Source organism: Maribacter huludaoensis (assembly GCF_029350945.1).
GTDB lineage: Bacteria > Bacteroidota > Bacteroidia > Flavobacteriales > Flavobacteriaceae > Maribacter > Maribacter huludaoensis.
Genome location: NZ_JARKMS010000002.1, coordinates 623774 through 637724, shown reverse-complemented (window position 1 = coordinate 637724; position 13951 = coordinate 623774). Strand labels below are relative to the sequence as shown.

Annotated in this window: 15 protein-coding genes; 1 reads left to right on the top strand and 14 read right to left on the bottom strand. The window is 35.5% G+C overall.

Going from position 1 to position 13951, the window contains the following annotated elements:
* Positions 1 to 165: 165 nt before the first annotated feature.
* The 13 genes from PXC01_RS07900 to aceB all read right to left on the bottom strand — a co-directional run bounded on the left by PXC01_RS07900 (position 166) and on the right by aceB (position 11018).
* Positions 166 to 879, bottom strand: coding sequence for a hypothetical protein (locus PXC01_RS07900; RefSeq protein ID WP_276471744.1), 714 nt, complete (start codon positions 877 to 879; stop codon positions 166 to 168).
* A 212-nt stretch (positions 880 to 1091) separates the two neighbouring features.
* Positions 1092 to 1532: a hypothetical protein gene (locus PXC01_RS07895; RefSeq protein WP_276471743.1), complete on the bottom strand. Its 441-nt coding sequence runs from the start codon at positions 1530 to 1532 to the stop codon at positions 1092 to 1094.
* A 29-nt stretch (positions 1533 to 1561) separates the two neighbouring features.
* A complete protein-coding gene (locus PXC01_RS07890) occupies positions 1562 to 2125 on the bottom strand; it encodes a hypothetical protein (RefSeq protein ID WP_276471742.1) in 564 nt (187 codons plus the stop codon).
* Positions 2126 to 2413: 288 nt separating this feature from the next.
* A complete protein-coding gene (locus PXC01_RS07885; protein ID WP_276471741.1) occupies positions 2414 to 3067 on the bottom strand; it encodes a hypothetical protein in 654 nt (217 codons plus the stop codon).
* Between the two features lie 82 nt (positions 3068 to 3149).
* The gene (locus tag PXC01_RS07880) at positions 3150 to 3899 is read right to left on the bottom strand and encodes a haloacid dehalogenase type II (protein ID WP_276471740.1); all 750 of its coding nucleotides are present in this window, start codon (positions 3897 to 3899) and stop codon (positions 3150 to 3152) included.
* Positions 3868 to 4230: a DoxX family protein gene (locus PXC01_RS07875; protein ID WP_276471739.1), complete on the bottom strand. Its 363-nt coding sequence runs from the start codon at positions 4228 to 4230 to the stop codon at positions 3868 to 3870. The genes PXC01_RS07880 and PXC01_RS07875 overlap by 32 nt, the downstream gene beginning before the upstream one ends.
* Before the next feature lie 20 nt (positions 4231 to 4250).
* Positions 4251 to 4895 carry a DsbA family oxidoreductase gene (locus PXC01_RS07870; protein ID WP_276471738.1) on the bottom strand — a complete coding sequence of 215 codons (645 nt, stop codon included), beginning with the start codon at positions 4893 to 4895 and terminating at the stop codon, positions 4251 to 4253.
* 14 nt (positions 4896 to 4909) lie between these two features.
* Complete coding sequence (locus tag PXC01_RS07865; RefSeq protein WP_338089458.1) at positions 4910 to 5212, bottom strand: EthD family reductase; 303 nt, start codon at positions 5210 to 5212, stop codon at positions 4910 to 4912.
* A 70-nt stretch (positions 5213 to 5282) separates the two neighbouring features.
* On the bottom strand, positions 5283 to 6275 hold the full coding sequence (gene gap / locus PXC01_RS07860) for a type I glyceraldehyde-3-phosphate dehydrogenase (RefSeq protein WP_276471737.1): 993 nt from the start codon (positions 6273 to 6275) through the stop codon (positions 5283 to 5285).
* Positions 6276 to 6376: 101 nt separating this feature from the next.
* Positions 6377 to 6925, bottom strand: coding sequence for a carboxymuconolactone decarboxylase family protein (locus tag PXC01_RS07855; RefSeq protein WP_276471736.1), 549 nt, complete (start codon positions 6923 to 6925; stop codon positions 6377 to 6379).
* Positions 6926 to 7001: 76 nt separating this feature from the next.
* Positions 7002 to 7565 (bottom strand): TetR/AcrR family transcriptional regulator, encoded by a 564-nt coding sequence (locus PXC01_RS07850; protein WP_276471735.1) that lies wholly within the window; start codon positions 7563 to 7565, stop codon positions 7002 to 7004.
* Positions 7566 to 7716: 151 nt separating this feature from the next.
* Positions 7717 to 9348 carry an isocitrate lyase gene (locus PXC01_RS07845; protein ID WP_276471734.1) on the bottom strand — a complete coding sequence of 544 codons (1632 nt, stop codon included), beginning with the start codon at positions 9346 to 9348 and terminating at the stop codon, positions 7717 to 7719.
* A 71-nt stretch (positions 9349 to 9419) separates the two neighbouring features.
* Complete coding sequence (gene aceB / locus PXC01_RS07840; RefSeq protein ID WP_276471733.1) at positions 9420 to 11018, bottom strand: malate synthase A; 1599 nt, start codon at positions 11016 to 11018, stop codon at positions 9420 to 9422.
* 127 nt (positions 11019 to 11145) lie between these two features.
* Between aceB and PXC01_RS07835 the strand changes: the two genes are divergently transcribed.
* Positions 11146 to 12624, top strand: a complete 1479-nt coding sequence (locus PXC01_RS07835; RefSeq protein ID WP_276471732.1) for a helix-turn-helix domain-containing protein — start codon at positions 11146 to 11148, stop codon at positions 12622 to 12624.
* 30 nt (positions 12625 to 12654) lie between these two features.
* On the opposite strand, the gene PXC01_RS07830 is transcribed toward PXC01_RS07835, so the two are convergent.
* Positions 12655 to 13914, bottom strand: a complete 1260-nt coding sequence (locus PXC01_RS07830) for a serine hydrolase (protein WP_276471731.1) — start codon at positions 13912 to 13914, stop codon at positions 12655 to 12657.
* Positions 13915 to 13951 lie beyond the last annotated feature (37 nt).

The following is a 13951-nucleotide window of genomic DNA, read 5'->3' as shown; positions in this document are numbered from 1 at the left end:
GGCAAAGAAACTTTTTGTTTCCGATTTCTGACGTAGTTAAAACTTATTATTTTAAAATATTTTTTCTTATCTAAAGCTAAATCCATAAGATTTAGCGGTCGTCGCAAAATACACAAACCCACTGGCAAAGCCCGAAGCCCATATTATTTATAGGTTGTGTTGTGTTTAGTTATTTTTCTTCGCCTCCAATTTTTTAATCAATTTGTCAACGGTTTTAGTGTCCATTCGCGTTACGATTTTATCGCTAATATTTTCTATCCGTTCGTTGTCAAATTCATACAAGTCCTTTTCAATTCGCTCAGATAATGATTGTATAAATTTCATAGAGCTATCCTCAACTCTAGAATAGAAACTTAAGAGATCTCTGTAATTCAAGTTCTTTTTGTTTTGAAACTCTTTTATATTTTTCGTTTTATTATCCAGAATATTCATTGAATGTTTTATCGCATTGTTGAGATTTCTTAGGTCCCGCAGTTCTAAATAATTTGATAATTCCTTTGGACTTATTTTTTTAGATGTTAAAAAATCTTCAACATTTTCCCAACGAAATAATTGCCTTTCATTGATTTCGGATGAGTAGGAAGCCTTCAACAACCACTTCAAATGAGTTTCAAAATGTTTGTAACCATAAAGTATTTTCATTTCTGAAACCGCATAAAGTTCTTTGTCCAGAAAGTAAACCTTCATGTGTTTCATGTAGCCAGGTACTTTTATGTCAATCTCAATTTGAGATTTTAGCTCAACTACCTTTTTTTCGAGTTCTTTGATTAAGTTATTAGAAACAAAATCGTAGTGATTATTTTGAAGATTCGTAAAAAAGATTTGGAGTCCAATTCTCCTTTGTTCTCGTTTTTCTCGAAATATTTCTTGTTCTATCAAACTTTTTTATAATTAAACACAACGGACTTGTGTATGAAATATAGCGTGTAAAAAGACACTAACTTTACGGATTAACACAGAACCAAATTTTTAAAATTTCTTTGTTTTACCAATATCTAAATATAAAAATATGTCAGTATTTACGAATGGGTTCAAATCTGCAGAAAAACCTATGTTAACAATGCTACATGTAAATGGTCCTCCGTGATTTTTCAATCTACTATAAACACTTTTTCCATACCATTTTTTCCTTTTTGATAAATAAAATCTCCCTTCCTCTCAAAAACAAGATTTCCTTTTTCACCGGTTTTTTTATTAATCTCCCAATATTTATCACCCTCATAAATAAAAACAGCATTAGAGCCATTTTCTCCTTTGCTAAAATCGTATACTTTATCTCCTCTTTTTTCTAAAAACAAATCTTTAGAATCATTTTTTCCAACAGCGTAAAGTTTAGTTCCCTCAATAATAAAGATCTTCCCACCTTTTTCTCCTTTATTAATTTCATACACATCTTCTGAAATGATTTTTCCTGCCTCATCAGCCATTTTTTCAGTTATAGTTTTGTCAGGTGCTATTTCGTTTTTTCTATTTTCCGATTTGCAAGAAGTCAAAATAAAAGCCAACAATAAGATGGTAGTAATCTTTTTCATACATTTATTTTATTACACTAATAATTAATTTAATTCCAAATTATATTTAAGTTTTTAAACACAACATTTATCGGGTCTTTTTTGTAGCCAACATTTGAATAAAAATTCACTGTTAGAGCTTTAAGGACTGGAGGTGCATCAGATATTGGCTCGAGTTCAATATTGAACTTTACTGGAACATCTTTAAGTAATTTAGAAATTCTTACAACATTACCGAACATAACTTTATAAGAATTAATACCATTTCCTTTTGGGTCAAAAGCATTAGCTTTTTGACCTTGAATCGACCTCAAAACTCCATTATTTATCAAAATCCCCTCAATAATAATTTTCCCTGTATCTAAATCACCTTCTACATGATTAATTTTAAAGGAAACATCCTTTTCATCTTTAGATATTTTTGAATGGATTAAACTCAAAGTTTCTTTCAAATAATCTACTTCACCTTTAAGCTTAGAGATAGTTTTATTCTGAAGAGTTATATCTGCTTTGAGTTTCTGGTTTTCAGATACTAATTCTTTGCTATCTAATTGACCAAATGCACTTGAAATCAACGAAAGAGTTAGAATGCTTAAAAGTTGAAGTTTTTTCATAACTATTATTCCTTTTTTATTTAATAGAATTATTTCATTAAAAGAATGATATCGAATCATTCCGAGAAATATACGAAAAGCAATCAAAATTTGTAATATTATAATTACAAAAAGAAAAACATGGTTTCGTTTATCAAATTAATCATAGCAGAAATATTGTATAGAATACAACAAATAAAATTGTTAATTAAGCAGCATTATTAAAAAGTTAGTTGTTCGGTACCTAACCAATAAAAAAAGCCAGTATTTTAAAAATACTGGCTTTTTTATTTTAAAAGAAGTGTAATGCTACTCTTCCCCTAACTCGGTAATTTTCTTTTCGTACAGTTTTTTACTTTCTACAACGGCAACGTTCAATTCTTGCATAATACCGTCTACACGACCTTCTATACTTTTCATTTGATCATTGATATTATCGAAAGAATTTAGGGCAGCAGCTACTTCTAAGGCTTTTACGACCTCAACGGCATCTCCATGTAACAATCTTAATTTGTCGATCGCTTGCGAAGTGTTTGCCAATGTAGCGTTATACTTGGTCCTAGCTTTTTCAATAGCTCCCAAAAGCGTTTTCTTACTCCTTTCATCACTAAGACTATTGGTCTGTGTTTCCATCGCCGTAAATAGATTGGAAGCCTTTTCCTTTAAATCTTCGTACTCCTTATTCAAGTTATTGACACGACGATCCACTTTCTCCCAATCTCCATATACCTTGGCAAATTCCTTATCTTCATTCTTGGTATCTTCTAACGCACTTTTTAATGCATTTAAAGATTCTAGACCTTTGTTCACATTTTTATTGGCGGTTTCCTTTTTACTTTCAAAATCGTCTACCTGAGACTTAAATTTATCCTTTAAACGAATAAGGTCTTCCGGACTTTTATCTTTCCAACAAGAAGTTAAGGTAAGGGCAATTAGGGCAACAAATAGTGTTCTTTTAAACATGTAATACTTTCTTTAGTTAATGGTACTGCAAAGATACATATTCTAAGATGCATTTTATTTGAAAATGAAATAGTCAAATTATCTAGCTGTAGGTCACTAAAATATCTGCTGCCTTTTTTAAATCTGACGCTATAATTTCTGTTTTTGGAGCTAACGGATATTCTTGTTGCCCAGGTCTACTGATAAACGCTGCGCGCCACCCTGCCCAAAGTGCACCGGCAACATCCCATCCGTGGGCCGCTACAAGCATACACTCCTTTAATTCTACACACATTTGTTTTGCTCCCCACGCATAGGTATCGGTAAAAGGCTTGAACTTTCCTGTTGGTTCAACGCTTAGCATGTCATCAAAATACTCGGTCAAACCGGCATATTCAAATTGCTTTTTTAATCCGTCTTTAGATGAATTGGTGAAGGCTACCAATTTGTATCCGGCAGTTTTCAATTGTGTAAGTGCTTCTTTAACTTCTGGATGGGCAGGTAAACTACCCATCTCCTCAGAAATAGTTTTGCGTGCCTCTTCTTCCGGTAGGGGAATATCAACATTTGCCGCCACCATTTGTAATGCAGCGGCACCAATATGTCCAAAGGGTTTGTATTGACCACTTGCAGAAGTCACTAATGAATACTGTAACATGGTCGTAAACCAAAGAGTAACCAAATCTTCTCTTCCACCTAAAACCTCCCCTACTTTCTTTTGAACTTTTGTAAGATTTAAAAGCGTTTCGTTGACATCAAAGAACAATACTTTTGGTCGTATATTTTTGTTTACAATAGAAGTACCCATATTAAAATGCTCGTTATTCTGTTTTAATCTTTTTGCTAAAGACATAAGAAACTACCAATGACACCCAGGCAATAACAGCTGCCATCTGTTCACCATCACCTACCATTATGTGCGCAAAAAATGCCAAGGTAACCGCAAAGAAAAATGCGGAATATGCCCATTCTTTTATTAGATAAAATTTAGGATTCCAAATAGCGAACAACCCTAACAGCTTAGCCGTAGCGTACGGATATATTAAATAGGTTGGGTAGCCCAAACTGGTAAAAGCCGCTTTTACATATTCATGATTAAAAAAATACATACCTGCGGAAAATAACATTACCAATGTAAATATACCTGTGGCAACGTAATAAATAATTTTATTTGACCTGTTCATAATTTAAAAGTTTATTTGGTTTATTCGGAAATAAGTTCTCCAAGTATTTGCTTAAAAGTAGCGACAGGTTGCGCACCCATTACGGCACTTTTCATATTAAAGACTATTGTAGGTACAGAATTTACACCCATATTCTTCCATTGCCCTTGTTTATTTCTTACCTCGTATCTAGCTTCTTCATTACCTAACCTGGCCAATGCTTCATCTGCATTTAAACCAACATCTAGTAACGCTTGCTTTAAAACATCTTTATCAGATACATCTTTTCGCTCACCAAAAAACGAATTCATTAATCGCAATTTCAGTTCGGTCTGTTTGTCAAACTCTTTGGCATATTCCAATAGCACATGAGCATCAAAAGTGTTTGCCATACGCATACCTTCAAAATAGTCGAATTTAAATCCTAGTTCTTCTCCTATATCGGTCATGTTTTCACGCGATTGCTGTTGCTGTTCTAAGGTAGAACCATACTTTTCGGTAATATGTTCGGTCAGATCTTGACCTTCTGGCGGCATACCCGGATTCAGTTCAAACGGTTGCCATTCAATTTTTACTTGGTCTTCAATTCCCAGTTCTTCAATTGCTTTCTCTAAACGTTTATACCCAATGGCACACCAAGGGCAAACTACATCAGATACAATATCTATTTTCAATTTCTCTTTCATCACTTAAAATGTAATCAAATTACTAATTTGAATTTCACCTTGCACATTACTATAGTTCTTGACATCCGCTGCAAATGTTGCCGCATGCGGACCAAAGGCTGCTTGAAAAGAAGCCACATCGTCAAACTTAAATGTGCAATGGCTACATACGGCGCAGCTTTACCTGGTGCTCTACCACCAACACCCAAATCCAATTCCAATTCTTTCAATGCACTGCCCACTAATTTTTGAACCATTGGCAAGTGTGTGTTCTTATAATATTCCGTATCAAACTTTACGCCTTCGCTATTTGGATACATAACGGATACTTTTATCATGTTGTTTGTTATTTAAGTTAATAACTAAAGATAGCCAATCTTTTATGTCAAGATTAGCTACCTAATTAATTCAGTTTTCTGCCAAAATTTGACGTGTCATTTGATTGGTGAATCCCCATTCGTTATCGTACCAGGTCATCACTTTCAACAAATCGCCATCTACTACTCTGGTCATCCCCAAATCTACGGTAGATGCATGCGGATTCTTTACAATATCAGAAGAAACCAAAGGCCGATCTGTAGTATCCAAAATATCCTTATACCTATCGGTAGCCGCTTCTTCCTTAAAAATAGCATTTACTTCTTCAGGGGTTACTTCACGTTCGGTAACAAAAGTTAAGTCTGACATTGACCCAACAGGAATTGGCACACGTAGGGCAACACCATCAAACTTACCAGCAAATTCCGGTAATGCCTTTGTCGTTGCAATTGCCGCACCTGTAGATGTAGGTACAATATTAGCTGCACCTGCACGCCCCATTCTCAAATTCTTCTGTGAAGGTGCATCTACAATACCTTGAGAGGCAGTATAGGCATGCACGGTAGTCATTATGGCTTTTTTAATACCCACTCTACGCCCCAAGATTTCTACAACCGGGCTAATGTTATTGGTGGTACAACTGGCACAAGAGAAAATATTGGTTTCACCTGCATCTGTATTTACACCGTGTACAACCGTTGGTATATCTTCACTTTTAGTTGGTGCAGATATAATTACGGATTTAGCACCAGCTTTAATATGTTTTTTGGCATCTTCACTCTTGGTAAAGAAACCGGTACTTTCTATTACAACATCAATTTCGTGTTCTGCCCAAGGCAAATCTTCAGGATTGCGTTGTGAATTATATTGAATTTTTTTTCCATCAATGATCAAGTTGCTCTCATCATGCGAAACCTCTTTTTCATAAATTCCATAAACCGAATCATACTTTAATAAATAAGCTATGTTTTCTATGGATACGATGTCATTTACCGCTACCAAGTCTAACTCTGGAGTATCCAAAATTACTTTTAAAGAAGCGCGACCTATACGCCCCATTCCGTTTATTGCTATTTTTTTCATTTTCATGTATTTAGTTTATTAAAATTAAATAGCCCTCTGCCTTAAGACAGAAGGCTATCCACAATCAATCAACAAATGGTTTCGGGGAACTTGAAACCAAATTATTTAGACCATTCAAATTTCTTGAAAGCATCGTCTACCGGAGTATGTGCAATGTGGTTTGTGTAATTACTGATTACCTTTTGTGATAGTCCCAAGATAATTTCCAACACTTGTTGCTCACCATAACCTGCTGCGTAAAAAGTATCTAAATCCTCTTGTGTTACATTACCACGGTTGCGTACAATGGTCAAAGTCATTGTTCTTAAGGCCTCTAATTTTGCATCGGCCAAAGGTGTTTCGTTACGTAATGCTTCTGTAATGGCATCATCAACTTTCATCATTTTGGCAATACCAGTATGTGCCGGTACACAGTAGTGACATGCATGCTCTACGTTTATCGTTTGCCAAACCACGGTCAATTCTTCTTCATTGAAAGAAGTTTCAGTAAATAATTGGTGTAGCGTTTGGTATGCTTCCAAAATTTTTGGTGAAGCCGCCAATACTCCATGCAAACCAGGAATCATTCCATAAGCCTTTTGTGAATTCTCCAATAATGACTTACTACCTTCTGGTGCAGATTCAATGTTGTGTACTTTTAAAGTTGTCATACTCTTTCTAATTTTAATATTTATTATAGTTATGTTAAATCTAAGCAACCGCTTAGTTATTGTTCAAAAAAAAATGCTACAAGTGTAAAAACGTAATATTAATAATGCCCTTTAATTCCTCCTCACTAAATACTTTAGATGAAATTGACAAACCTAAAAGAGCATTCATTAAATAGTCTGCTTGCGCTTCTATTTCTTTTACATCCCTTTGGTCGTCTTGTTTTAGATTCCTTACAAACAATTTTCTAATATTTAATGAAAACCGTTTTAATGCGGCCATGATTACCGGATTAGTATCTTCTTTGATCTCATTTACCGTATTGGTTACCAAGCAACCTTTAAAAATGGCTCCTTCCCTTGAGAAATCTAGAAAATCCAAAAAATAATCTTTAATACCCTCTACCCCATTAGTAGAGTTTTCCAAGATATTTGTTATGGACTTGATTTTTGCATTATACAGTTTAATGCTCTCTAAAAAAACACCCTCTTTATTCTTAAAACTGGCATAAATGGAAAACTGATTAATTCCCATTTCTTTCTCCAACATACGAACGGAAGTGCTTTCATAGCCATTACGCCAGAACAGACGCATAGCCTTTTCTATGACCTCAGCTTCGTTATATTGTTTTTTACGTGCCATTAATTCTAATTACATTACAAAGCTAAGCAAGTGCTTTGTTATAAAAAAATATTTAACTTGGTTTTAGTACTTTGATAATTTAAAAAAAAAAAAAAAAATGAGCCAACCCGTAGGTTGACCCATTTAAGGAAAGTAAGCAAAACCACATATATTAAGACAAAACGCCTACTTCTTTTTCTCTCTTTTTACTTTTGGCACCGGCATCGAACTGGTTAGACGTATTCTTTTCGCCACCTGCTTTCAAAGCTTTATCGCCCGCAAAGAAAGATTTGTGATCGTCACCAAGATCAGACCCAGCCATTCTTTGATGTTTTACACAAGAAACACCTTTACGAATTTCTTGCCTTTGCACTCCCTTCACATATGCCAGCATACTTTCTTCACCAAAATAACCCTTGGTAAGATCACTCATATGTAAAGCCGTAGTATGATATGTTGGTAGTGTAATTAGGTGGTGAAAAATACCGGCATCTCTAGCCCCATCTACCTGAAAGCTTTTAATTTTACGATCTGCCCTGTAAGACAGCTCTGTATCATCATACTCCTCTGCCATTAAATTATTTCTTTCATATTCGGTCATGTTCTTACCTTCGGCAAGCATTTCATCATACGCTTGATTACGGAAATTCAATGTCCAGTTGAATGATGGAGAATTATTGTAAACCAATTTTGCATTAGGTACTACAGCTCTAATCCTGTTTACCATATGGGCAATCTGTTTTACATTAGGTGTTGGTGTCTCTATCCACAGTAAATCTGCACCATTTTGCAAACTGGTAATACAATCTAAAACTACCCTATCTATATTAGTATCATCTCTAAATTTATATAATCCGTTTGGTAAGCGAACCGGTCTTACCAATTTGCCGTCTCTTTTTAATAGCACATCATCTTCACGAGCCTCTGAAATCGCAATTTCCTCTGCCTCTACAAAAGCTAAATATTTTGAAGCTAAATCCCCAGGCTCTTGGCTTACCGGCAATTTCTGGGTAAGTCCCGCACCTTCAGAATCCGTTCTTGCTACGATCACCCCATCGTCAATTCCCAATTCAATAAAAGCATATCGTACTGCATTTAGTTTTGCTACGAAATCTTCATGAGGAACGGTTACCTTACCATCTTGATGCCCACATTGTTTGGCATCTGACACCTGATTTTCTATTTGAATGGCACATGCACCCGCTTGTATCATTTTTTTAGCCAATAAATAAGTAGCCTCTTCATTACCAAAACCGGCATCTATATCTGCAATGATCGGTACGATATGGGTTTCATAATTATCGATTTCATCTTGAACGTCTTCCCCATTCTCCAATCTTCTAAACAAATCGTTCAATTCAATAGCATCTGCCTGACGTAAAAAATCATAGATTTCCGCAATTAGACCAGAAACTGCAGTCTTCTCGTGCATAGATTGATCTGGTAATGGACCAAATTCTGAACGCAAGGCCGCCACCATCCATCCAGAAAGGTATAAGTATCTTTTACTCGTTGTTTTATGATGTTTCTTTACGGCAATCATTTTTTGCTGAGCCACAAAACCATGCCAGCAACCTAAAGATTGTGTATAGTTAGATGAATCTGCATCATAATCCGCCATGTCTTTTCTCATAATACCAGCTGTATATTTTGCAATATCCAAACCGGTTTTAAAACGGTTTTGAGCGACCATTCTAGCGGCATTTTCAGGGTTAATGTCATTCCAAGTATCCCCGTACTTTTGCTTTAGGTTTCTTACAGTCTCCAATGCCGAACTGTACATGCTTTGTTCTAAATTTTTCATAATTTTGAATTACGTTATTATTAATAATGAGATCCTGTACATTGTTGCCGCAATGGCAGGATCGTTTTTTTTTAAATGAATTTATAGGCAGGTAAGGTCAAGAATTCCTCGAAATCATCTGAAACCACCAGCTGATCAAATAATTCTATAGCCAACTCAAATTTGGTGTTCTTCATATTATTTTCACCAACCTCGGTAACAAGCTTTTCAACCTCATCATCGAATATCGTTGTAAATAAATCAGTATTTAATTGGCGCCCATCTTCAAGAATAACTTCATTCTTCAACCATTGCCATACTTGAGTTCTAGAAATTTCTGCCGTTGCGGCATCTTCCATTAAATTATATAGTGCCACTGCACCATGCCCCCTTAACCAAGCTTCGGTATACAAAATACCTACGTTTATATTTTTCCTTATTCCGGCTTCCGTAATAGTGCCTCTTGGGATCTCAACCAAATCCTCCTCCGTCACATTTACATCTTCACGTAAAACATGCATTTGGTTTGGTGTAGGCATGTGCTTATTAAATTCGCTCATAGCAACCTCTACCAGTGCAGGGTGTGCTACCCATGTACCATCATGACCATTTTGTACTTCGCGCTCCTTATCTTTTCGCACTTTCTCCAAAGCTTCCGCATTGGCTTTATCATTGTTCTTGATAGGAATTTGAGCCGCCATACCGCCAATAGCAAGTATGCCACGCTTATGACATCTTTGAACGACCAACTTTGCATAGGCATCCATAAACGGGGTAGTCATAGTAACCTGATCTCTATTGGGCACCACAAAACCAGCGTGGTTTCTAAACTTTTTAATGTAGGAGAAAATATAATCCCAACGACCACAATTCAACCCTACGATATGATCTTTTAATTCAAAAATGATTTCGTCCAATTGAAAACTAGCAGTAATGGTCTCTACCAAAACAGTTGCTTTAAATGTTCCTTTTGGCACGTTTAGATACTCTTGGGCATATTCAAAAACCTCATTCCACCAACGAGCTTCTGTATAGTGCTCTAATTTTGGAAGGTAGAAATAAGGTGCCGTTCCTTTTTCCATCATGGTCTTGGTGTTATGAAAAACGTACAACCCAAAATCTACCAAACTACCAGAAGCCTCTTCTTCATTAATCAACAAGTGTCTTTCATTTAAGTGCAAACCTCTTGGTCTCACTAAAAGCACAGCCGTTTCCTCATTTAATCGGTATGATTTCCCCCTCTTTGTATCTGTTAAACTAATGGTCTTTGTATTGGCGTCCATCAAATTCTGCTGCCCTTCAATACTGTTTTTCCAACTAGGAGAATTACTATCCTCCAAATCTGCCATAAAGGTTTTAGCTCCGGAATTTAGAGCATTAATAATCATCTTACGATCAACAGGACCGGTAATTTCTACTCTTCTATCCTGTAAATCTTCTGGTATACTTCCTGCAGTCCAAACTCCCTCACGAATAGTTTTCGTCTCTTTTGGAAACTGTGGAAACTTACCACTATCAAAGACTTTTTGCTGGACTTCACGTTTTTTAAGCAACTGTAATCTCTTCTCATTAAAGTTTTCATGGAGTGCCGTAAGAAACGCCAAAGCGTTGTCTGTTAAAATCTCAGGATAGTAATGCTGAACCTGATTCGCGAACTGAATTTTTGGATGTTTTAAAATCGTGTTTTCCATTATTAAAAGTTTTTGTTGACACAATGATAAAATAAAATATTTTACAAAACAAGCGAACGTTCGCTAAATAGATAAAATTCACTGTATTTCTGATGTACGCAAAATATAGTATCTTTAAAACCTCAATATGGAACAAGAATATATAAAACTCATTTTCGGCTTAAAACTTAAGCAGATACGAACAGAAAAGGATTTGTCATTATTTGGCTTATCTAAAATTTGCGGACTTTCTAAATCTTATCTTAATGAGATCGAGAAAGGAAAAAAATATCCCAAACCTGATAAGATCATCTTACTTTCTGAAAAATTAGAGGTACCCTACGATCAAATGGTTTCTTTAAAGCTAGATAAAAATCTTGCCCCTATCGGTGATTTATTACAGTCTAAAATTTTAAAAGAAATACCACTTGACCTGTTTGGCATTAAAGAAAGTGACTTAATTGATATTGTTGCTAACGCCCCGGCAAAAGTCAATGCATTTATAAGTACCATAATAGAAATTGCACAACATTATAGTTTTAGTAGAGAGAGTTTTTTCCTAGCATCTTTGCGTTCTTACCAAGAGGCGAACAACAACTATTTCGAAAATTTAGAGCAAGAGGTTCTCAAATTTGCAAAAGCGTATCATTTAGATTTATCAAAAAAACTTTCTTCAAAAGACTTAGAAGAAATACTAATAGAAGAATATGGATATAGTATTAACAATGGAGAATTAGAAAAATACGAGGCTTTGGAAAACCTAAGATCTCTTTTTGTTCCGGAAACTAAAACTTTACTGCTCTCTGCGGATATTAATGAAGCTCAACGTGCTTTTATTTATGCCAAAGAAATAGGTTATAACTTTTTAGCATATACAGATAGACTTTATTCTTTTCCTTGGATAAAATTTGAAAATTTTGACCAAGTACTGAATAATTTTTACGCTTCTTATTTTGCCGGCGCCCTATTAATACCCAAAACACAGGTGACTCCACAATTAGAAGAGGTATTTAAAGAAGGAAATTTTAATGCGGATAAGTTCTTGTCTATAATTGACAATTATAATGCATCGCCAGAATCTTTTTACCAGCGATTAACCAATATTCTACCTAATTTTTTTGCGATACAAAATCTCTTCTTTTTAAGGTTTACCCATAGATTGGGCAGCAAAAAATACCATCTAAAAAAAGAACTTCATCTTTCTCATCAACATTCGCCCAGAGCAAATGAAACCAATGAACATTATTGTCGTCGTTGGGTATCGTTAAAGGTCTTGAACGATATTAAAACGAGTCAAAAAAAGCATGAATTCGATATTCAAATATCTAATTACCAAGGCGAGGGCAACCAGTACATTGTATTATCATCTGCAACAAAAGATCCATTTAAGGACAATCAATACAGAAGTATCAGCATTGGACTTTTAATGAACAAACAACTTGCTAAAAAAGTGAAGTTTTTAAGCGATCCAAGTATTAAAACGCAGCAAGTTGGCGTTACTTGTGAGCGCTGCGCCATTAAAAACTGTAAGGAGCGTCAAAATTCTGCAATAGTTCTAGATAGAATTGATAAAAACAAAAAAGTAGCCACAATTGTAGAGGAACTACATACCAAGTTTAAATCTTAATATGTATTAGAAAACTGATTGATCGTAAATCTATTTTCTAATAATTTTATCAATATTACCCGCTAAATACATATGGTCACTGGCAGAGTTTTTACGAAGTACGTTTGTCATTAACACCACCATATACCTACAATTATCCGGATGCTCAACAATGATGACCGAGTTCATGAAATTGGTAACGTTGCCCATGTATTTTCCGCATGCCTCCCCATTACTTCTATCGCATTTGTACAAAGAGCCCGACTTAAAATATACAGCGGCTTCTTTCAATGCCGGTGACTGTGCGTAGCGAATTCTACGATCGGTCATATACATTAATCGTTTCATTTCTAAGCTTGATGCTTCATCTACCACCTTACCTTGTTCCAGTTGAACCAAGAATTTCATTAGACCCTGTGGCGAACCTATGCTACCGCCTTTATCGCCCACATAGGTATTTGCACCTCTAGTGAAGAAACTACCCAACCGCCATTCATCTGATGTAATGCCCAGTTCACGTAATGGCAAATTAACCACATCATTACTCAAATCTGTCAGCTCTTTTTTAGGAGTTTCTTTAAAGTAAGTATCCGCCTCTTCTTGTGTCAGCTCAGGATACTTTTCACCAAATGCTGCCATTAACAGCGCCTCTCTCCATACTATACTTGCCGCACCGTTGTTGCTCACAGACAACATGTGATCTGCCCATTCATATAAAGAGAATACATCGCTGGCAATTACTTGACGTTTTACCAAGGTATTCTTTTCAATATTATAGATAGGAATGGTATGTTCATCCGTTAAGCCCCAAACTCCGGCTTTAACAGATTTATTCTTTAGTAGCTCCGTTCTTTTTTCAAATGAATCTGGGTAAATTTTTTCCAACTGTGTGAATAAGCCCAATAACACAGCCAACTTACCTACAGAACCTGGCTGATAGCCTGCAGTCTCATTTCGTTCTGCGTAGCGAACATTTTCAGGGTCCGATATATCCAAAACCGATAACGAATAACTTTTATCCAAACCACGAAACAAGGCACTGATCTCATTTTGAAAATCTGCATCTACCTGCATTAGACCCATTGCGCTATCATTCTTTCTTGACAGCAAGTTCAATTGAATATCGTTGTACGATTTCATGGCACCAACAGGTAAAGCCGATGCATCTTTAATCTCTCCGCTCTTGATCAGCTCCAACCGTTTTAAGCGTTTAATGCCTGTGCGCTCGTAACCATCAATTGGGTAATATTTGTATGTTGTAAATGCGGATGCACTTAAAACAACAACTAATAAAACTATAATTTTCTTCATACTCATATTTAAACCAACTTTTAATAACTGTTGTATG

What these genes read in the sequence shown, in the direction of transcription:
- PXC01_RS07895 (WP_276471743.1), bottom strand. Translation starts at nt 1,532, where the DNA reads ATGAAAAAGATTACTACCATCTTATTGTTGGCTTTTATTTTGACTTCT.
- PXC01_RS07890 (WP_276471742.1), bottom strand. Translation starts at nt 2,125, where the DNA reads ATGAAAAAACTTCAACTTTTAAGCATTCTAACTCTTTCGTTGATTTCA.
- PXC01_RS07885 (WP_276471741.1), bottom strand. Translation starts at nt 3,067, where the DNA reads ATGTTTAAAAGAACACTATTTGTTGCCCTAATTGCCCTTACCTTAACT.
- PXC01_RS07880 (WP_276471740.1), bottom strand. Translation starts at nt 3,899, where the DNA reads ATGTCTTTAGCAAAAAGATTAAAACAGAATAACGAGCATTTTAATATG.
- PXC01_RS07875 (WP_276471739.1), bottom strand. Translation starts at nt 4,230, where the DNA reads ATGAACAGGTCAAATAAAATTATTTATTACGTTGCCACAGGTATATTT.
- PXC01_RS07870 (WP_276471738.1), bottom strand. Translation starts at nt 4,895, where the DNA reads ATGAAAGAGAAATTGAAAATAGATATTGTATCTGATGTAGTTTGCCCT.
- PXC01_RS07865 (WP_338089458.1), bottom strand. Translation starts at nt 5,212, where the DNA reads ATGATAAAAGTATCCGTTATGTATCCAAATAGCGAAGGCGTAAAGTTT.
- gap (WP_276471737.1), bottom strand. Translation starts at nt 6,275, where the DNA reads ATGAAAAAAATAGCAATAAACGGAATGGGGCGTATAGGTCGCGCTTCT.
- PXC01_RS07855 (WP_276471736.1), bottom strand. Translation starts at nt 6,925, where the DNA reads ATGACAACTTTAAAAGTACACAACATTGAATCTGCACCAGAAGGTAGT.
- PXC01_RS07850 (WP_276471735.1), bottom strand. Translation starts at nt 7,565, where the DNA reads ATGGCACGTAAAAAACAATATAACGAAGCTGAGGTCATAGAAAAGGCT.
- PXC01_RS07845 (WP_276471734.1), bottom strand. Translation starts at nt 9,348, where the DNA reads ATGAAAAATTTAGAACAAAGCATGTACAGTTCGGCATTGGAGACTGTA.
- aceB (WP_276471733.1), bottom strand. Translation starts at nt 11,018, where the DNA reads ATGGAAAACACGATTTTAAAACATCCAAAAATTCAGTTCGCGAATCAG.
- PXC01_RS07835 (WP_276471732.1), top strand. Translation starts at nt 11,146, where the DNA reads ATGGAACAAGAATATATAAAACTCATTTTCGGCTTAAAACTTAAGCAG.
- PXC01_RS07830 (WP_276471731.1), bottom strand. Translation starts at nt 13,914, where the DNA reads ATGAAGAAAATTATAGTTTTATTAGTTGTTGTTTTAAGTGCATCCGCA.